This window comes from Faecalimonas umbilicata (assembly GCF_042846195.1).
In the GTDB taxonomy this organism is placed as follows: domain Bacteria; phylum Bacillota; class Clostridia; order Lachnospirales; family Lachnospiraceae; genus Faecalimonas; species Faecalimonas umbilicata.
In genome coordinates, this window is the sequence record NZ_AP031411.1 from 109543 (window position 1) to 130041 (window position 20499).

At 43.6% G+C, this 20499-nt stretch carries 15 protein-coding genes and 2 tRNA genes; 13 read left to right on the forward strand and 4 right to left on the reverse strand.

What is annotated here, in order from left to right:
- Positions 1 to 6: 6 nt before the first annotated feature.
- The 11 genes from ftsH (at position 7) to ACGG81_RS00535 (ending at position 15709) form a co-directional block, all read left to right on the forward strand.
- Positions 7 to 1836, forward strand: a complete 1830-nt coding sequence (gene ftsH / locus ACGG81_RS00485) for an ATP-dependent zinc metalloprotease FtsH (RefSeq protein WP_008977582.1) — start codon at positions 7 to 9, stop codon at positions 1834 to 1836.
- A 35-nt stretch (positions 1837 to 1871) separates the two neighbouring features.
- Positions 1872 to 3899 carry a glycoside hydrolase family 13 protein gene (locus tag ACGG81_RS00490; protein ID WP_390109002.1) on the forward strand — a complete coding sequence of 676 codons (2028 nt, stop codon included), beginning with the start codon at positions 1872 to 1874 and terminating at the stop codon, positions 3897 to 3899.
- Positions 3900 to 4281: 382 nt separating this feature from the next.
- Positions 4282 to 5886: an ABC transporter substrate-binding protein gene (locus ACGG81_RS00495; RefSeq protein ID WP_039930869.1), complete on the forward strand. Its 1605-nt coding sequence runs from the start codon at positions 4282 to 4284 to the stop codon at positions 5884 to 5886.
- A gap of 158 nt (positions 5887 to 6044) precedes the next feature.
- Positions 6045 to 6965, forward strand: coding sequence for an ABC transporter permease (locus ACGG81_RS00500; protein ID WP_009263758.1), 921 nt, complete (start codon positions 6045 to 6047; stop codon positions 6963 to 6965).
- A gap of 20 nt (positions 6966 to 6985) precedes the next feature.
- Positions 6986 to 7903 (forward strand): ABC transporter permease, encoded by a 918-nt coding sequence (locus ACGG81_RS00505; protein ID WP_009263757.1) that lies wholly within the window; start codon positions 6986 to 6988, stop codon positions 7901 to 7903.
- Between the two features lie 27 nt (positions 7904 to 7930).
- Positions 7931 to 8926, forward strand: coding sequence for an ABC transporter ATP-binding protein (locus tag ACGG81_RS00510; RefSeq protein ID WP_009263756.1), 996 nt, complete (start codon positions 7931 to 7933; stop codon positions 8924 to 8926).
- Position 8927: 1 nt separating this feature from the next.
- Complete coding sequence (locus ACGG81_RS00515) at positions 8928 to 9890, forward strand: ABC transporter ATP-binding protein (RefSeq protein WP_009263755.1); 963 nt, start codon at positions 8928 to 8930, stop codon at positions 9888 to 9890.
- Positions 9891 to 9920: 30 nt separating this feature from the next.
- Positions 9921 to 11417 carry a M81 family metallopeptidase gene (locus tag ACGG81_RS00520; protein WP_116440917.1) on the forward strand — a complete coding sequence of 499 codons (1497 nt, stop codon included), beginning with the start codon at positions 9921 to 9923 and terminating at the stop codon, positions 11415 to 11417.
- A 224-nt stretch (positions 11418 to 11641) separates the two neighbouring features.
- Positions 11642 to 13123, forward strand: a complete 1482-nt coding sequence (locus ACGG81_RS00525; protein WP_390109009.1) for an MBOAT family O-acyltransferase — start codon at positions 11642 to 11644, stop codon at positions 13121 to 13123.
- 34 nt (positions 13124 to 13157) lie between these two features.
- Positions 13158 to 14555 (forward strand): alginate O-acetyltransferase AlgX-related protein, encoded by a 1398-nt coding sequence (locus ACGG81_RS00530; RefSeq protein WP_390109012.1) that lies wholly within the window; start codon positions 13158 to 13160, stop codon positions 14553 to 14555.
- Positions 14556 to 14596: 41 nt separating this feature from the next.
- The gene (locus tag ACGG81_RS00535) at positions 14597 to 15709 is read left to right on the forward strand and encodes a DUF3048 domain-containing protein (RefSeq protein WP_009263751.1); all 1113 of its coding nucleotides are present in this window, start codon (positions 14597 to 14599) and stop codon (positions 15707 to 15709) included.
- Positions 15710 to 15828: 119 nt separating this feature from the next.
- Here ACGG81_RS00535 and ACGG81_RS00540 read toward each other — a convergent pair whose 3' ends face one another.
- The gene (locus ACGG81_RS00540; RefSeq protein WP_390109015.1) at positions 15829 to 17796 is read right to left on the reverse strand and encodes an oleate hydratase; all 1968 of its coding nucleotides are present in this window, start codon (positions 17794 to 17796) and stop codon (positions 15829 to 15831) included.
- 111 nt (positions 17797 to 17907) lie between these two features.
- Complete coding sequence (locus ACGG81_RS00545; RefSeq protein WP_270602832.1) at positions 17908 to 18471, reverse strand: TetR/AcrR family transcriptional regulator; 564 nt, start codon at positions 18469 to 18471, stop codon at positions 17908 to 17910.
- A 226-nt stretch (positions 18472 to 18697) separates the two neighbouring features.
- Between ACGG81_RS00545 and ACGG81_RS00550 the strand changes: the two genes are divergently transcribed.
- Both ACGG81_RS00550 and ACGG81_RS00555 read left to right on the forward strand, forming a co-directional pair.
- A tRNA-Tyr gene (locus tag ACGG81_RS00550) sits at positions 18698 to 18779 on the forward strand.
- A 17-nt stretch (positions 18780 to 18796) separates the two neighbouring features.
- Positions 18797 to 18883: transfer RNA gene (locus ACGG81_RS00555), tRNA-Leu, on the forward strand.
- A gap of 95 nt (positions 18884 to 18978) precedes the next feature.
- Here ACGG81_RS00555 and ACGG81_RS00560 read toward each other — a convergent pair.
- Both ACGG81_RS00560 and ACGG81_RS00565 read right to left on the reverse strand, forming a co-directional pair.
- Complete coding sequence (locus ACGG81_RS00560; protein WP_009263748.1) at positions 18979 to 19680, reverse strand: LytR/AlgR family response regulator transcription factor; 702 nt, start codon at positions 19678 to 19680, stop codon at positions 18979 to 18981.
- Positions 19649 to 20371, reverse strand: coding sequence for an ATP-binding protein (locus tag ACGG81_RS00565; protein WP_270428609.1), 723 nt, complete (start codon positions 20369 to 20371; stop codon positions 19649 to 19651). The genes ACGG81_RS00560 and ACGG81_RS00565 overlap by 32 nt, the downstream gene beginning before the upstream one ends.
- Positions 20372 to 20499 lie beyond the last annotated feature (128 nt).

Genomic DNA, 20499 nt, shown 5'->3' on the forward strand with positions numbered 1-20499 from the left:
CATAAATTGGATAGTAAGAAATATAGAGGAGCCAGCGGTGCTTCGCTCTTGATGCTGGTGATCGTTCTGTTTGCGGTATTCTGGTTTTCAGACCGGATGCAAAGTACAGAACAGCGGTATACAGAAGCGATGTTTCAGGAAGATTTAAAGGAAGACAATGTAGATTCTGTGGTGATCAATCCAAACAAAGAAACACCGACAGGAACACTGAAGATTTATCTGAAGGATGAAGATTATTCCAAGAGTATGAATGTGCTGAATACAGAAAAAGTGCAGGAGATTCTTGAGGAAAATGGGGTGGCATACAAAATTGCAGATATGCCAAAACCTTCCGTATTTACGACGGTAGTGCTTCCGCTTGTACTTACGGTAGGGGTTGTATTATTACTGTTTGTGCTGATGAACCGTCAGGCAGGTGGTGGAGCAAATGCAAAAGCAATGAGCTTTGGCAAGAGCAGGGCGCGATTGAGCACCGATCGGGATAAGAAAGTGACATTTGCCAATGTCGCAGGGCTGAAAGAAGAGAAAGAAGAGTTAGAGGAAATCGTAGATTTCTTAAAAGAACCTAAAAAATATATTCAGGTTGGAGCAAGAATCCCGAAAGGGGTACTTCTTGTAGGACCTCCGGGAACCGGTAAGACATTGCTTGCAAAGGCAGTGGCAGGGGAAGCAGGTGTACCGTTCTTTACTATTTCCGGTTCTGATTTCGTGGAGATGTTTGTCGGTGTCGGAGCCTCCCGTGTGAGGGATCTCTTTGAGGAGGCGAAGAAAAATGCGCCGTGTATTATCTTTATCGATGAGATCGATGCAGTTGCAAGAAGACGTGGAACAGGTATGGGCGGTGGACACGATGAGAGAGAGCAGACATTGAATCAGCTGCTCGTAGAGATGGATGGATTCGGAGTCAACGAAGGAATTATCGTGATGTCTGCCACGAACCGTGTAGATATTCTTGACCCGGCGATTCTGCGTCCGGGAAGATTTGACCGTAAGGTAATGGTCGGAAGACCTGACATTCAGGGAAGAGAAGAAATCTTAAAAGTCCATGCGAAGGGAAAACCACTCAGCGAGGACGTAGACTTAAAACAGGTAGCACAGACGACAGCGGGATTTACGGGGGCAGATCTTGAGAACCTGCTCAACGAGGCGGCAATCATGGCAGCCAAAGAAGGAAGGGTATATATCCAGCAGTCAGATATTCGGCATGCATTTGTCAAAGTCGGTATCGGAGCAGAGAAGAAGAGTCGAGTCATTTCGGATAAGGAGAAGAGGATTACAGCATTCCATGAGGCAGGACATGCAATCTTATTCCATGTGCTCCCGGATGTCGGACCGGTATACAGTGTTTCTATCATTCCAACCGGAGTTGGGGCAGCGGGATATACGATGCCGCTTCCGGAGAAAGATGATGTGTTCAATACAAGAGGAAAAATGATCCAGGATATCACAGTCGCATTGGGGGGACGGATTGCCGAGGAGCTTGTATTTGATGATATTACGACAGGAGCCTCTCAGGATATTAAGCAGGCAACCGGCATTGCAAGGTCGATGGTGACGAAATTTGGTATGTCTGAGAAATTAGGTCTGATCAATTATGACAACGATGAGGATGAAGTATTTATCGGAAGAGACCTTGCACATGCATCACGCGGGTATGGTGAGGCAGTGGCAGGAACGATCGATGAAGAAGTAAAGCGGATCATTGACGAATGCTATGCCAATGCAAAATCAATCATTCAGAAATATGATCGTGTGCTTCATGCGTGTGCAGACCTTTTGCTGGAGAAAGAAAAAATCACAAGAGAAGAATTTGAAGCATTGTTCGATGGTGAATAAACAGAATGGGAAGTCTGGGAAATGAGGTTTTCTTTATGAATATAGACGCATTGTTCTGTGACGGTACAAGCAATTATGTGATACCGCCAGAACCAAAGAAAAATGAAAAGATTCGCCTTCGTTTCCGGACGGCAAAAGATGATGTTGATCAAGTATTTCTGCTTGTTGGTGAGCAGTCTTATGAGATGGAGAAAAAGGAAACGAGAGGGACATTTGACTATTACGAGATGGAATGGCAGCTGGGAGAGAAAGAATTCCACTATGGATTTCAGGTGTCCAAAGGGGGAGAAGTAAAGTACTTTAACCGCTGTGGGGTATCCGGTAACCGGGAAGAGTTCTATTCTTTTATGATCACACCGGGATTTTCCACACCCGATTGGGCAAAAGGGGCGGTCATGTATCAGATTTTCGTAGATCGCTTTTACAACGGGGACCGCACGAATGATGTGGAAACTGGTGAGTATGCTTACATCGGAGAGCACAGTGTCCGTGTGGAAGACTGGTCAAAATATCCTGCATTTATGGGTGTACGAGAATTTTACGGAGGAGATTTAAAGGGAGTTCTGGAAAAAATAGATTATCTTCAGGAACTTGGCGTGGAGGCGGTTTATTTTAATCCGCTCTTTGTATCTCCATCCAATCATAAATATGATATTCAGGACTATGATTTTATCGATCCACACTATGGAGTGATTGTGGAAGACGGCGGAGAGGTGTTGACGGATGGATGTCTGGATAACAGCCAGGCGACAAAATATCAGATTCGGACGACAAATCGAAAGAATCTTGAGGCGAGCAATGCATTTTTTGCAGAACTTGTGCAGGAATTCCATCGACGGGGGATCAAGGTCATTATCGACGGTGTGTTCAATCACTGTGGTTCCTTTAATAAATGGCTGGACAGAGAGCGGATCTACGAGAAGCAGGAGGGGTATGGGAAAGGTGCATACGTCTCAGCGGACAGTGATTACCACAGTTTCTTCCGGTTTTTTAAAGAAGAATGGCCGTACAATCATAATTACGATGGCTGGTGGGGGCACGATACCCTGCCAAAACTCAATTATGAAGGTTCCGAGGAATTACAGAAATATATTTTGAACATTGCGAAGAAATGGGTATCTCCACCGTATAATGTAGATGGATGGAGGCTTGATGTGGCGGCAGATCTGGGTTATTCCAATGAATTTAATCATGAGTTCTGGAAGAAATTTCGGACTGCTGTCAAAGAGGCAAATCCGGAAGCACTTATCCTTGCAGAGCACTATGGAGATCCGAGAGAATGGCTTCAAGGTGATGAATGGGATACTGTTATGAATTACGATGCGTTCATGGAGCCGCTCACATGGTTCTTTACCGGAATGGAGAAGCATAGTGATGAGAGACGGCAGGATCTCTGGGGAAATGCAGATCATTTTGTCAGTGTGATGAATCATCACATGGCAGCAATGCAGACACCATCTCTGCAGGTGGCGATGAATGAGTTATCAAATCATGATCATTCCCGATTTTTGACAAGAACCAATCACATTGTGGGGCGAGTGCAGAATCTTGGCTACAAGGCGGCCAGGGAGGGAATTAATTCGGCGGTCATGCGCAGCGCAGTCGTGATGCAGATGACATGGGTAGGAGCACCGACCATTTACTATGGGGATGAGGCTGGTGTATGTGGATTTACCGATCCGGATAATCGGAGAACATATCCATGGGGACAGGAAGACAAAGAACTGCTACAATTTCACAAAGATATGATCCGGATACACAAGGAGGAAAGTGTACTTCGGTGCGGGTCACTTAAGATGCTTTTCTGGGATGAGAATGTGTTGACATACAGCCGCTTCACACAAGAACAGCAGATTGTTGTGATCATTAATAACAGTAAGAAACTAAAAGAAATTACTGTACCGGTCTGGATGGCAGAACTTCCGATGAAAGGGAAGATGGACAGATTGTTGTATACCTATGAGCAGGGGTATACGATGGAGCCGGACTATGTGTTGATCGATCAAGGAGAGGTTGTGCTGAATATGGGACGACATTCTGCGATCATCCTTTGCTCAAGATAAGCTTCAGAGAACATATAAGAAAAATCAAACAGAAAAAGTATCAAACAGGAAAGACTGTCTTTGTCTGCCGGGGAACCGGTGGGCGAGGGCGGTTTTTTCTTATATCGAATTCTGCAGAAATTTTCTATAGAATAAAAAACATGCTTCGCGAGAGACCACACAGTCTGCAGAAAGGGAAAAAAGAGGATGATGTGCGAAAATAAATAAAAAAATAATGTGGGAGAAGTAAAAATAATAACAAATAGACAATAAAAAACTTTAAAAATAAAGTATCTAGTAAAAAGACACTAAAATTAGTTGAATATAAATTGAAAAATATATATAATGACTAATAGGAAAGGCGGCACAGAGAGAGGAAAGCATGCCGCAGAAAGGAGAAAAGATGAAAAAGAAAATAGCACTGATTCTTACGGCCATGCTTACAGTAAGCCTGGCAGGCTGCGGAGGAGGAAATGATAAATCTTCCGAGAGCAAAAAAGACGATACGGGGAAGAAAGCGGTATCAAATGTAAAATCTCCAGATAATGATATGGTGATCGCGGTGCAGACGGATGCGACACATCTGGATCCGCATGTTTCTTCAAACGGAAATTCCAATCTTGTTACAAATTCTATGTACGAGACACTTCTTGCATTTGATGAAAATCTGGAAATCCAACCATTATTAGCAGAAAGCTGGGAGATGTCTGAGGACGGATTAAGCTACACATTTAAGTTGAGAGAGGGAGTTAAATTCCACGATGGAGAGCCTTTCAATGCAGAGGCAGTTGTAGCAAACTGGCAGAGAGGAAAAGAGGACGAATCACTTCGTCTTGCAAGCTCTATTAAGAGCTGGGTAAATGTGACAGCAGACAGCGAGTATGAAGTTACGATCACACTGGACGAGCCGAACAACACATTTATCAACAAAGTGACACAGGTAAGAATGGTAAGCCCGAAAGCGATCAAAGAAAAAGGATCTGACGGACTTGCAAAAGAATCCGCAGGAACAGGACCGTTTAAACTGGCAGACCGTGTTGACGGCGGATATACAAAAGTAGTTCCGAACGAAGACTATTGGGGTGAAAAGTCTACACTGGATTCTCTGACATTCCAGGTTGTTCCGGAAGACGGTGCACGTATTGCGATGTTACAGACCGGAGAGGCAGATATCATTTATCCGGTACCTCCGATCCAGGTAGAAAAAGTTGAGAACGACAAATCTGTAGAAGTAGTGAATCTGAACGGATTGACATACCGCTATGTAACATTAAATCAGAACTACAAACTGGATGATGGAAGACAGCCGTTAAAAGATGTGAAAGTTCGTCAGGCAATGAACTATGCATTTGACAGTAAAGCATACTGTGAAGTCGTATTCCAGGGATATGCAAAAGAACCTACTTCTTTATTCTCAGAGGCAGTTCCTTACTATTCAGAGCAGACACCGTACTCACTTGATTTAGAGAAGGCAAAATCTCTGATGAAAGAAGCCGGATATGAAGATGGCTTCCCGATCGATCTCTGGGTGGACAATACAACACTTGAGATGCAGGGCGCAGAGTTCGTAAAACAGCAGCTTGCAGAGATCAATATTGAAGTCAACGTTCTTCCGATGGAATCTACAACCATCGCTGATATGACAAGCGCACCGGAGAATGAGACAGAGGTTGAGATGTGGTATGTAAACTGGAGTCCGGGATCTTATGATGCAGACGGATGTATGAGAAGTATTTTACATACAGAGAAATTCCCGCCAGCAGGATACAATACAGCATTTTACAGCAATGCAGAGTTTGATGCTGCATTAGATAAAGCTTTAGTGACAACAGATGAAAAAGAAATTACAGAAAGTTATGCAAAAGCACAGGAAATCGCATGGGAAGAGTGTCCTTGGATGTTCTTAGGATGTGACAATGCGATCATTGGTCAGAAAGCTTATGTAACAGGTGTGAAATACTTACCAGGTGGAAGTCTTATTGTAACAAATGCCGGACTGAATCACTAATCAATATGTGGTTGATACTAGGAAAAGGGCAGCGCCGTAAGCTGCCCTTTTTTCAAGATACATCTGTGATGTATGGATACAGAACTTGTCCTTTTCAGGATATGACAGCAGAGATACCCGATGAAACATCGGAGAAAATGAAGTTGGAGTGAGAAGATATGAGTCGATATTTTGTCAAGCGAATCCTGCAGACGATACCATTGATGCTGGTAATCTCGATTTTAGTATTTTTATTTATTCATATGATCCCGGGAGATCCGGCGAGAACAATGGCAGGACTGGATGCAGAACAATCAGAAGTAGAGGCGATTCGCGAAGAGTACGGATTAAACGATCCGCTGATCGTGCAGTATGTGAACTATATGAAAGGTTTGTTTACCGGAGACCTTGGAAGAAGTTTAAAATCTGATACTCCGGTAGCAGAACTGATCGTAGACAGAATGCAGAATACATTAAAGCTTGTATTCGCAGGAATTTTATGGGCGCCGGTATTAGGTATTTTTATCGGTGTGATCTCAGCGATCAAGAGAGGAAAAGCACTGGATCACGGCTGTATGCTGTTGGCGATCACCGGGCTTTCCGCACCGGGATTCTGGCTTGGTCTGATGGGAATCCAGATTTTTTCGGTACAGTTAGGATGGCTTCCGTCAGGAGGACTGGATTCCTGGACCGGATACATTTTACCATCGTTTACAATGGGATGTGGAATCATGGCGGTTCTGGCGAGATACTCCCGTTCTTCCATGTTAGAGACATTGAGAGAAGATTATGTCAGAACAGCAAGAGCAAAAGGACAGAAAGAATTTTTAGTTATGTTCCTGCATGCATTCCGTAACTCGCTGATTCAGGTTATTACGATTTTAGGTCTTCAGATTGGTGGATTACTGTCAGGATCTGTTCTGACAGAGACAGTATTTTCTATCCCGGGAATGGGACGTCTTCTGGTGGATTCCATTGCATTCCGTGACTACCCGGTGATCCAGGGGCTGCTGATGCTGTTTGCGTTCCAGTACGTTATCATCAACTTGATCGTTGACTTGCTGTATGGTGTGATCAATCCGAAGATTCGATATGATTAGTTGTGAGGGAGGAATGTATAATGGCTGAAGAACAAGTAAAAAAACAAGAAAATACAGAGTTTGAAAAAACATATATTGATGAAAATATACAGTCCGATAAAGACGGGCGGTTCAAGTCGTTTCTGAAAAAATTTTTAAAAAGAAAAACGGCTGTCGCAGGTCTGATCATTATTTTCCTTCTGGTGATCATTGCGATCATCGGACCTTATGTTACTCCGTATGATTATACAGAATATGATTATGCAAATACACTTGCAGGGCCTAGCGCGAAGCACTGGTTTGGAACAGATAACTATGGACGTGATATTTTGAGCCGTATGCTCGTAGGAACAAGACTGACACTTGGTGTGGCATTGTCTTCCGTAGTAGTCGGCGCTGCGCTCGGAAGTATTCTCGGACTTCTGGCAGGGTATTATGGCGGGATCATCGAGATGCTGGTTATGAGAAGTTCAGATGTGCTTTTCAGTTTCCCTGATATTCTCCTTGCGATTGCGATCGTGGCAATTTTAGGACCTGGTATTATCAACGTATTTATCGCGGTTATGGTATTTACGGTGCCGAGTTTTGCACGAATTATGCGAAGTTCGACGCTGGCGGTAAAGAATTCTCTCTATGTAGAAGTGGCACAGAGCCTTGGATGTAATGATTTCCGGTTATTGTTCGTACATATTTTCCCGGGAACGATCCAGTCACTGATCGTCAATTTTACAATGAGAATCGGAAGTGCGATCATGGCGGCAGCATCCTTGAGCTTTTTGGGATTTGGCGCAAATGTCTCAGAGCCGGAATGGGGAGCAATGCTCTCGCAGGGAAGAAGTTACCTGGGAATTGCATCACATATGGTATATTTTCCTGGTCTGATCATTTTTATAACGGTACTTGCATTTAATCTGTTTGGTGACGGTCTGAGAGATACACTTGATCCGAAGATTAAGTAGTGGGAGAGGCAGTGAAAGGAGTATACGATGAAACAAGAAAATTTGCTTGAAGTAAAGCAGTTAAGAACGGAATTCTTTTCCAGTAAGACTTCCAGTGTGACTGCGGTAAATGAGATTAGTTTTTCAATAGGAAAAGGAGAGATCCTCGGACTGGTAGGAGAATCAGGATGTGGGAAAAGTGTTACTTCTCTGTCGATTATGGGGCTTCTCACAGCTACCAGCGGAAAGGTTACAAAAGGTGAAGTGCTTTTTGAAGGGAAAGATTTGTTAAAGATCAGTGAGAAAGAGATGCGCGAGATCCGCGGCGGAGAGATGAGCATGATCTTTCAGGAGCCGATGAGCAGTCTGAACCCGGCAATGCGGATTGACAAGCAGATGATCGAGGGAATCCGTCTTCATACAGATCTCTCCAAAGAGGAGGCAAGAAAGCGGGCAGCGGAAATTCTGGCGCAGGTGGGGATCCCTGATCCGGAGCGTGTCCTGAAGAATTATCCGCACCAGCTGTCAGGAGGTATGAGCCAGCGTGTGATGATCGCGATGGCAATGAGCTGCCAGCCGAAGCTTTTGATCGCCGATGAGCCGACGACTGCGCTGGATGTTACGATCCAGGCACAGATTCTTGATCTGATGAAAAAGATCCAGGAAGAAAAGGGAATGAGTATCCTGATGATCACTCACGACCTTGGTGTTGTCGCAGAGATGTGTACAAGAGCAATCGTTATGTATGCAGGAGAGATTGTGGAGGAGGCGCCGATTGATGAATTATTCAATGCGCCGCAGCATCCATATACAAAAGGTCTGATCGCATCTGTACCGAAGCTTGGCTCAGGAGTCAAAGTGCTTCCGAGTATTCCGGGAAGTGTACCGGATCTGTCTTCTCTGCCGTCTGGCTGCAGATTTGCACCGCGCTGTAAATATGCGACAGAAAAATGCCGGGCAGGAAAGCCGGAGTTATTTGAAGTAGGTGAAAATCATTACAGCAGATGCTGGCTTGCCAGCGAAGACAGAAAGGGGGAAAAGTAGTATGGATACATTAGTTTCTGTAAAAAATGTGACAAAAACTTTCCCGGTCGGAAAGACACTGCTTGGGAAACCGGATAAATTTGTACATGCGGTAAATAATGTAAGTTTTGATATCTATAAAGGTGAGACGTTCTCTGTCGTAGGAGAATCCGGATGTGGAAAAAGTACGACAGGAAGGCTGATCAATCATCTGTTGATGCCGGACAGCGGAGAGATCTGGTTTGACGGACAGCGGATCGATCAGATGACACAGGCGCAGGTAAGACCTCTGCGAAAAGAGATGCAGATGATCTTCCAGGATCCGGCGGGAAGCTTAAATCCGCGTATGAGAGTGGAGGATCTTGTGGAAGAGCCGCTTTTGATCCATACAAAGATGACAAAGGCAGAGCGGATGAAAGAAGTACATAAGCTTTTGGAGATTGTAGGATTAAGCGCAAAGCATGCACAGCGTTTTCCGCACGAGTTCTCAGGTGGACAGAAGCAGAGGATCGGAATTGCGAGAGCACTGACAGTAAAACCAAAACTGATCATCGCCGATGAACCGATTTCAGCGCTGGATGTTTCCATTCAGGCGCAGGTACTGAATCTTCTTCATGATCTTCAGAAAAGCTTCGATCTGACTTATATGTTTATCTCTCACGACTTATCGGTTGTAGAGATGATCTCTGACCGGATTGCAGTAATGTATCTTGGATTTATTGTGGAGATGGCGCCAAAAGAGATGATCTACAACAATCCGTCACATCCGTACACACAGGCATTGTTATCGGCGGTGCCGATTCCGGATCCGGGACGGAAGAAAGAGCGGATCATTCTGGAAGGGGATATTCCAAGTACGGTAAATCTGCCGGAAGGATGTCCGTTTGCAACGAGATGTAAATACTGCAAGCCGGAATGTCTGAAGACGAAACCAGAAGCAAAAGAGATTGAGCCTGGACATGTAGTGGCATGTCATTTATATTAGAAGTATATCGTTTGCTTAGGAGGAATAGAAATGAAACGAGTATTAGTTGCATCGATGATGCATGAATCTAATTCATTCAATCCAATCATTGCCGGAGAAAATGACTTCGGTGTTGTCCGGGGAGAAAAACTTTTTGAGAGAAATCCAAAAAATGATCCGCTGCGCGGAGTGATGGATACGCTTCAGGAACAAGGATATGAAGTAGTACCGACACTTTTTGCAAGCGCAGTTCCAAATGGGGAAGTAGATCATGACTTTTATATGGGACTGAAAGCAGAGATCCTTGAGAGAGCGCGTCAGGCGCAGGAAGAAAAGCCGCTGGATGCGATCACACTTGCACTTCACGGATCTATGAGAGTGAAAGGACTTGGAGATGCAGAAGGATATCTGCTGGAAGAATTAAGGGAGATGTTCCCGGACATTCCAATCTTCTGCGCGCTGGACATGCACACAACGATGACTGTGCGTATGCACGAGAACTGTGACGGATTTGTCGGATTTAAATGTGCTCCGCACACAGACCGGTATGAGACCGGGATACATGCGGCACAGATGACGATCGCGGCTCTGGAGAATCATGTGCAGGCAAAATCTGCCTGGGTAAAGGTTCCGATTCTGATCGCAGGAGAGCAGTCTTCCACAACGGTAGAGCCTATGAAAGGACTGATCACCAAGCTACGCGAGACAGAGAAGAAAGAAGGAATCCTCGCGGCTTCTTATCTGATGGGATTTCCTTGGGCAGACAATGAGGATAGTTCTGTCGCAGTCTATGTGGTAGCAGAAGAGCAGGAACTGGCTGACCGCGAGGCGCTTCGTCTTGCGGAGATCATCTGGAATACAAGAAATGATTTCTGTTTTCAGACAGAGACATATACAGAGGAAGAGACATTAAATGTCGCTTTTGATGCGATTGCAAACGGACAGGAACTTCCGGTATACCTTTCTGATTCCGGGGACAACCCGACAGCAGGATCTTCTTCGGACTGTACCGGATTCTTAAAACGAATCATGGATGATCCTCGTACAGAGCAGTTAAAAACACCGGTTCTCTACGGTGGAATTTATGACCCGGAAGCGACGCTGGCTTGTAAGGGAAAAGTCGGGGAAGAGGTTACGATCACCTTCGGTGCAAAGTTTGACACGACGACAACACAGCCGATCACAGCGACCGGAACGGTCAAGGCTTATGTGGAGAAATGGAAGAAGACATCGATCCCTTGCGATATTGCACTGTTTAGTTCCTGCGGTGTTGACGTTGTACTTGCAGAGGGTCATATCGGTTATGTTTCTCCGGACGTATTCACAGATCTTGGAAGAGATCCGAAGGAAGCAGATATTGTCGTATGTAAATTAGGGTATCTGACTGCAGACCAGGATGCGATCGCCAAGAGAAGCATTATGGCGCTCACAAAAGGAAGTACAAATGAAGATCTGAAGACGTTAAATTACACGAAAGTGCCAAGACCGATCTTTCCGCTGGATGAAGAGTTTGCATATGAGGCAAAGGACAATCTTGTTGTGAAATAAGGGAAATGTCAGACCGGTGTTCGACCACGTTAAAAGAAAAAGGGAACGAATACATAGCTGAATAGAAAAAGTAAAAGGAGTCTCCGCTATCAAAATGTGGCAGGAGACTTCTTTTTTGGATTTTGGTCAAGAGTTGGGATGACAAATTGGTCTTTTGTCAAGGGCCGGGGGAAAATCTTTTTTCTTGGTAACAGATTGAAATTATGATAAAATAGGGGAAATGTTTGGAAAGGAAAAGAAAGAATATGGCGTTTACAACTGTTTTTTTCTTATTTGCAGTGTTGCCGGCATCGGTTGCAGGATATTATTTTATAAAGCTTGTGGGAAATAGAAATGAGAAGTGGGGCGACCGGATCGGCAATCTGTTTCTGGTTCTCGTAAGCCTTTGCTTTTACGGATGGGCCAGACTGGAAGGAATTGCCCTTTTGAGTATCTATGTGCTTGGAGTATGGCTGGCGGGAAAGGGAATCTGTCGTTTGGGAAAGGAAGAAAAACATAAGTGGAAAGTGTATGGTATGACACTTTCAATTCTGGCTGTGACAGGCATTTTGATCTGGTATAAGTATTATAATTTTATTGCGGAAAATCTGAATCACTTTTTCGGAATCAGTCTGGCAATGAGCCGATGGATCGTTCCCCTGGGAATCTCTTTTATCACCTTTACGACAATATCTTATCTTGTGGATGTCTTTCGTGGAGATGCAGAAGCGGGAAGCCTTTTGGATGTATTTTTATATCTTTCTTTTTTCCCGAAAGTGATTTCCGGACCGATCGTACAGTGGAAAGATTTTCAGAAGCAGACGGTACACCGGCAGGCAGATGAGAACGCATTTTTAGACGGATTGAACCGGATCATGATCGGATTTGCAAAAAAAGTGATTCTGGCAGATTCGTTTGGGGCTGTGATCAGCCGGATCGATCCTTATGTCGGAGTGGGAATAGATGTGCCGACCGCATGGTTGTTTGCATTTTTTTATATGATGCAGATATACTATGATTTTTCAGGATATTCAGATATCGCGATTGGTTTGGCCCGGCTATTTGGATTCCATTTTAAAGAGAATTTTCAGTTTCCTTATCGGTCAAAATCTATTACAGAATTTTGGAGACGCTGGCATATTTCACTCGGCACATGGTTCCGGTCGTATATTTATATTCCGCTTGGAGGAAACCGAAAAGGGATGAAAAGAACCTTATGGAATCTGTTCTGCGTCTTTTTGCTGACCGGAGTATGGCATGGAGCATCATGGAACTATATTTTATGGGGTGTGATCAATGGGATCTGTGTACTGGCAGAGCGCTGTGCAAGGGAAAAAAGTTTCTATCAGAAGATTCCTGATATCGTTAAATGGGCTGCTACGATGGCGATTGTATTTTTTAGCTGGCAGGTATTCTATTTTTCAGACTTTAACCGGCTGGAAGTGTTTATGAAAAGTCTGATCGGTATCAGCGCCGCCAACGCAGCAGGTACAGTGGAATATACCTATCGGCACTACCTGACAGCAAAACTGATTGGATTGTCAGCGATTGCGGTACTTGGGGCGACAACCTTTTGTATGCCGTGGGCGGAGAAAGTGAAAAATTATTTTGATCGGACAAAGACGGGACTTTTTATCAAAGAGACCGGACTGATCCTGCTGATGATCCTATCGGTGATCTTTCTGATCAATAGCTCGTACAGCCCTTTCCTGTATTTTCAATATTAGTAGGAAACAGGTAAGAATTAGTTAGGAGAAGAAAATGAAAAAACTAAAGATATTTTTTATTGTCATATTTTTTGTACTGCTTGCGATTCCTGTTGTGACCTTCAATACCGAAGAAAATGCAGTTTCAGAGGTGGATAACCGGATGCTCGCTACAAATCCTGTCTCGGCAATACGGGAGGGAGAAGATGCCACTCAGGCAATTGAAAACTATGTAAATGACCGCATTGGACTGCGAAATGAGATGATCAAGCTTTATACAGTGGGGCATGATAAGATTTTTCATGAGATGATCCATCCTAGTTATGTATATGGACAGGATGGGTATGTATTTTTAAATACAGGGGGAAATCCGGTCTTCGGTGATTACCATATTGCTTTTGCGGACATGATAAAAACAATCCAGGATTACTGTGAAGCAAGAGAGATTCCGTTCCTATTCGTGTTTGAGCCTGCGAAAACAACTGTTTTGCAAGAGGAACTTGAAGAGGGATGGAATTATGACAATCGGTGGGTGCAGCAGTTTTTAAAAGAACTGGATCAAAGAGAAATTCACTATGTAGATAATACAGAGATATTGGAGGAAAAGACAGAGGAAGGAGAGGCGGTATTTAATAAGAAATATGATGGAGGGCATTGGAATGAACTGGGGGCGTTCTATGGAGTCAACCATATTTTAGAGGGATTGAGCGAGCAGGGAGTTCCCGTTCATATTAATACGAAAGAGGAATTTCTCATTCATGAGGAAACGATGGAAAAATTACTGCTCTCAGATATTCCGATCCACGAGAAGATTCCTGTCTATGAAAGAAAAGCAGATGTGGAGTGTCTGACGGAGCAGTACAGCCCGGAAGTCAGAAGAGACGAAAGCTTTAATCATTTCAATTATTATGTAAATAAGCAGAAAGTTGCCGAAGGGGTGCCGAGAACACTTGTTTTTCAAGGAAGTTATTTAAATGGTCTAGGTTCTAAATTTTTGGAGAACAGTCTTGGAGAATATATTTCTGTTCATGATTATCGGAACATTTTTGACTTTGATTATTATTTTACGATGTTTCAGCCGGAATGTGTTGTTTTTGAAGTGGCAGAGTATACTTTTATAGAAGACTATTTTCCGTATGAGCAGATAAAAACGATGAATCTCCCACCGGTGTTAGAGTCATTTGAGGAGATGCCGGAGGAAAATCTTACGATGCCGGAGACGATGTATCAAGTAGAAGAGGGGCAAATCTATGAAGTAATATCGATAGAGGGGCTTTCGGCCGATACCCAATATGCATATTTGCAGGAAGGGAATCAGGTATTTGACTTGGTGAGAAGAGAAGACGGAGTTTACACAACAACAGTGGAAAAACAGCTGTTAAATGTGGATAACATTTCTATAATTGCTGTGGAAAGTGGAAAAAAAGTCTGCTATCATAAAGAAAACAGGTAAATGCAGAGGGAGAAATCTAGGAAGGGTAAGGAGGAAGTCGTATGAAGAAGAGAATGTTGCTATTGTCCATGTGCCTGATGCTCGCGGTTATTCCGGGATGTGGAAAAAGTGGGAAACAACAGGAGGAATCTGTAAAGGCAGGCCAGTCGGATGCAAAAGAGCAGAAGAGTGAGGATACGAAAGGATCAGAGGAGAGTGCATCGTCGGAGGAGATTCCCGCAAATCAGAATCTTCTGACCGGAGTTTTGGATCTGACAGAGGGTGCGATCGGGAAACGTCCAGTGGCAGTCATGGTCAATAACGTGGATCCGGCGATGCCGCAGTATGGGGTCGGAAAGGCAGATATTATTTTTGAAATCCCGGTAGAGGGGGATGCGACAAGATTTATGGCGCTGTACGGTGATTATACGGCTGTCCCGAAAATCTGTGCGATCCGAAGCTGCCGCGCATATTTTCCGGCGCTGTCAGAAGGATTCGATGCCTTTTATGTCAACTGGGGAAGCGATGACACAATCGGAGAATACATTGCTTCGCTGAATCTGGACCAGATTGATGGAATCAGTGATGGAAGCGGTCTGTTCGGAAGAGATCAGGCGCGTCTAAGTGCAGGATATGATCTCGAGCATACAGGATATTTTGATGGTACTCAGTTTGCCAGTGTCGTGCAGTCCAGAGGATTGAGAACGGATATCGAGGAAGATAAAAAGGATGCGGCTTTTTCGTTTTACGGACTCAATGAGCAGGTAAAACCGGACGGAGAGGATTGTCAGAAAGTAGATATTAATTTTGGAGCTGCCAGAGCGACACTTACTTATGATGAAGCAAAAAAAGTATATGTCAAAGACTTAAATGGAAAACCGCAGATCGATGGAAATACTGGAGAGCAGCTTGCATTTACAAACGTATTTGTCCTGGAAACATCGATTACAGTGAGAGATGAGATTGGACATAAAGAGGTAGACTGGGATGGCGCCAGCGATTCGGTTGGATACTATATTTCCAACGGTGGTGTGCAGAAAATTCACTGGTCAAAGGAAGAAAAAAATGAGCAGTCCAGGCTGAAATTTTATGATCAGAATGGGAAGGAAATTAAGATCAACAGAGGAAAGAGCTATATTGCAGTAAATTACGCCGATCAGGCGACTTTCCAATAACAGAAAAAAATACGTCTTGCAGAAATGCTGTGATTTTCACATAAGGCAGTCACAATTTCTGCGGAGACGTATTTTTTTATTTAGATAGTATTTGAAGCAGTGCTTAGGGGAGAACGAGGTTACATTTCATCTGTCAGGATGTCATGATCTCTGAGTAATTTTTCAATTACCGTTCCTTTTATCACACGGATCAGTGGTTTCTTCAGTGCATTTAACGGCCCCGGAAGCTGAATGTCGAGAGGGGATTTTCCATCCATGAGCTTGACAGAGCTGTCGAGCAGGTCGCGGATATCGTAGACACTGCCCCATACTTCCGGTACACCACGGTCTACGCCGAGAAGACCGTATACGGCTTCCATCGCAGTACGAACAGAATATTCTGTTGTAAATACCGTGTCGCGAGGAGTATCGGCAAACTGTCCAAGGAATGCAAAGTTTACACATCCATCCGGGATGACATCCGGACGGTCTCCTTTTGTTCGAGGCATGAAGAATGCAGTGATATACGGCATCATTGTCGGAACACAGACTGCACTCTGTTCTGCCAGTTCAGGAATCTGTTCTACCGGAACACCGATATGGTACAGCCATTCTTCCGTGATCTCCTTTCCGGTACATTCCCGCATCGGTTTCTTGACGAAATCTCCCGGAACATCGGTAAATAGTCCATATACCCAGACACATACTTTATCTTTATCCTGTTCTTTAAATTGTCCCTGACGGTTGATGGTCCAACTCATGAGCCATTTGGAATCCTGGCAGCTCACGATTCCTCCGGTTACGACTTTTCCACTCTTTGGATCACGTTTACAGATCTTTGTGATGTAAGGAATAATCTTATCATCCAGTGTTGTGATCGTTGCAGATTCCCAGTTTGTTTTGGAAATATCAGAGCAGAATTTCTCAGGATGTCCAAAAGATGGATCCTGCCGTGCGATATTTTTCCATAAGTTCCAGCATCCACTCGTGCGTACTTCTGCATCGCCATTTGGTGCATGGTTCTGGTCACCGTAAATCGTTCCTTCGGTACAGCTTCCGTTTGTCACAAAGACAAGATCGTTCTCTGTAAGCAGGATTCCCTTTTCGACACCTTTTACCTTGCATTCAATTGCGGATGCAATTTTCTTATGATCTTTAAATTCAAAGACAACATTCGTTACTTCAGTGTTGAACTGGAAGTCGACACCTGCATTCTCCAAATATTTCTGCATTGGAAGAATCAGAGATTCGTACTGGTTGTATTTTGTGAATTTCAGAGCACTGAAATCAGGGAGCCCTGCAATATGGTGAATGAAGCGCTGGAAATACAGCTTCATTTCTAATGCACTGTGCCAGTTTTCAAAAGCAAACATCGTTCTCCAGTATAGCCAGAAGGTAGAGTTGAAAACTTCGTCATCAAAGACATCTTCGATGGTTTTGTCATAGAGATCTTCGTCTTTTGTCATAAACAGTTTCATGATCTCTATGCAGCCTTTCTGACTTAAATTGAATTTTCCATCTGTGTGTGCATCTTTTCCGCGTTGTACGGTTGCACGGCAAAGAGAATAGTTCGGATCATGCTTGTTGAGCCAGTAATATTCGTCAAGAACAGAAGCACCAGAGGTCTCAAGAGAAGGGATGCTGTGGAAGAGATCCCAAAGGCATTCAAAGTGATCTTCCATCTCTCTGCCGCCTCGCATAATATAGCCGCGAGAAGGATCGAAAATTCCGTCACAGGCTCCTCCAGCAATATCCATCGCCTCTAAAATGTGAATATGAGGTCCCGGCATCTGGGCATCTCTTACGAGAAAGCATGCGGCTGCGAGTGCTGCGAGCCCGCTTCCTACAATGTAAGCGTGTTTCTCATCAACTCCGTCAGGTTTTTCCGGACGTGCAAACGCTTCATAATTTCCGTTGGAATAGTAGATTCCTTTGCTGTTTTTCTCATGCTTGCCTCGCTCTGTGTTCCGATAGTCGGAAGATTTGGAAACACTTTTTGAGGAAGCAGTGTGAGATTCTACATCGGATTTTTTCTTTAATAAAATGGCGGCGCCTGCTCCTGCGGCAACTGCGGAGGCAACACCGATCGCTAATTTTTTCTTTGCCATATAGATGACCACCTTTCTGAAATAACTACATTGCTTTCTTCTGTACTTTCAGCATAGACGTTCTTTTCTTTTGTGGCAATTTACAAAGAGAGGGAGATGATTATTTTTTTATCATTCCCCTTGTTTTGTAAAATTATGAATGGAATTTGCAATTGTTCCGTACATGGTAACGCAGATATTATGTACGATTTCTTCATAATTTTCTTTCATGCCATGTTTGATCCAGTCGAGCATAAGACCGACAAAGCTGTATTTGTAAAATTCAGCAATAAATTTCTTTGCATGTTCAGAGATTGGTGTCTGGGCGGCCTGCTCTTCGACGACACCGGCGATCAGCTCGTAAGTAAGGTGAAAGAGATAATTTTCAATCTGTTCCCGGCTGAGGCAGCGGTAAGCATTTAGGATGAAAGGTTTATTTTCAAAAACGACTTCAAAAATTTGAAGAAGTCCTTCCTGCCAGGTGTCATAAGTTTTCTTTCCCTGAAGTGCTTTCGTTGCATCTTCCAGGCATGACCATTCTACAAGATCATAAATATCCTTAAAATGATAGTAGAAGGCCATGCGGCTGATTCCGCAGTCTGATGTGAGATCATTGATCGTGATCTTGTCTAGGGGTTTTTTTAATAAGAGTTTTTTTAATGATGCTTCCAGCGCGTATTTCGTAATATTAGACATTTGCCATTCCTCCAGATCATCCGCGATAACAGGCACGGAGGAAGGAGTCGCGGATTTCCGTGCCTATAAAAAATGATATTTTACAAAATTGGAAAATGATTTTGCTAAGATAAGCTAAGTATAGCATACAAATAGAAGGATGTAAAAATGATAAAAAATTGCTTGCATTTTCAGAACAGATATGATATAAATATATACTAGTTGAGGCAATTTGCTTCAAGAAAATGGATGGATTCCCGAGTGGCCAAAGGGGGCAGACTGTAAATCTGTTGGCAACGCCTTCGAAGGTTCGAATCCTTCTCCATCCATTTAAAATACTTTGTATGCCGCAGTGGCGGAACAGGCAGACGCACAGGACTTAAAATCCTGCGGGACTTATACTCCCGTACCGGTTCGATTCCGGTCTGCGGCATTATTGAAAAAAGTGGAAGAAACTTTTGATTGAGTTTCTTCCACTTTTTTTGTGCTGTTTTTTGGGTATGCAGAATCGGATGTGTGTCGGTAGAGTTAATCGCGATATATCTGGAGAAACTGTTCCCGGACACTCTGGATGTAAGAACGGCTTACAGGAATCTGTCTTCCATCTTTCAGGCAGAGATATCCCGGCAGGAAAGCAGATAATTGTTCGAGGTTGATGAGATAGCTCCGATGGCATAAAGTGAAGGAAGGGGAAAGCTGAGCTAAAATAGAGGAGAGCTTTTCTGCCGTGTAAAAAGTATCATGGAGGGTGTAGACAGCCGTTTTCCGGAGTAGCCGTTCCATATAGCAGATATCTTTCTGGAGAATTTCTGTTTTCTTTTTGTTCCAGGAAAGAGTCAGAATCAGATGGCTGTGCTCCTCAATCTTTTGCAGTGCTTTTTGAACGGCAGGTTTTAGATAAAGTTCTAATTCCGGTTTATAGATGAAGTAGGTATGTGCAGTCTCGTAAACCGGGCTGACATATTTTAGATATTGACTGACAAAGATGATCTGTATGTCCGGGCAGTATTCAGATAGTCGTGATGAGAGAGTGATTCCCGATGCATCACCGAGCTCGATATCCATAATCGCCAGATCATAGATGATATGGGAATCCTGGATATCTGACAGCATTTCCTTACCGGATGTATAGTGTGTCAGAGTTATATTCTTTGGAAGGACAGCTGTCAGCAGTTCTTTCATCTTGTTTGCATGTGTTTCAATGTCTTCGCAAATTGCAATATGTATCATTTGAAATTGGATACCTCCTGTTTTCCTGGTAATTGAGAATGATGGAGGAATCAAAAGAATCTCCCTGATCTGTAAAGTGACAGATTCCTCCATATTTTTCAACGATTGTCTCTATAATTCCAAGACCGAATCCATGACGGATTGCAGCAGATTTTGTAGTTGTTTTTTGAAATGTCCGAGCCGGTGTTTTTGTATTTTCCATATGAATGCAGAGCATGGTTCCCTCTGTATGAATTTGCAGATGGATTTCAGGTGTAGCTTTTTCAGATTGGATACATGCTTCGATACCATTGTCCAATAGATTAAATAGAATGCAGGATAGTTCGGATGCAGAGAAATTTTTCAAAAGCTGGAGATCCGGAAGAAGGATCTGATAATTGACAGAAATTCCATACCGGTGAGCCTCCTCTTGTTTGAATTGCAGGACAGCGTTTATGTAAGAATCTGCACAATAGGAAGCAGGATTACTTCTGGAAGGACGAAGTAAGAGTGACTCCAGAGAAGAAAGTGCTTCTGTATATTGCTCGGAGCGGATTGCTTTTTGTATTGTTTCCAGATGATGATAGAAGGATTTTTTGTTGTGGATAGTATCTTTCTGCAGGTTGGATAATTGTTGCTCCTGAATGGAGGATACTTCCTGCTGTTGCTTTAACAGAGCAAGTTCGCTTTTTGTGTTCTGTTCTTTTACCATCTGAAAAAAACCGATCCCAAAGAATAAGATAGCGGAAAGTGATGCCGTTGCACTGAATAGTTCAGTGATGCAAAATAGCAGAGAAGTAGTGGGGAGAGATAGAAAAGCAAGGAAAAGACCACCCGCGG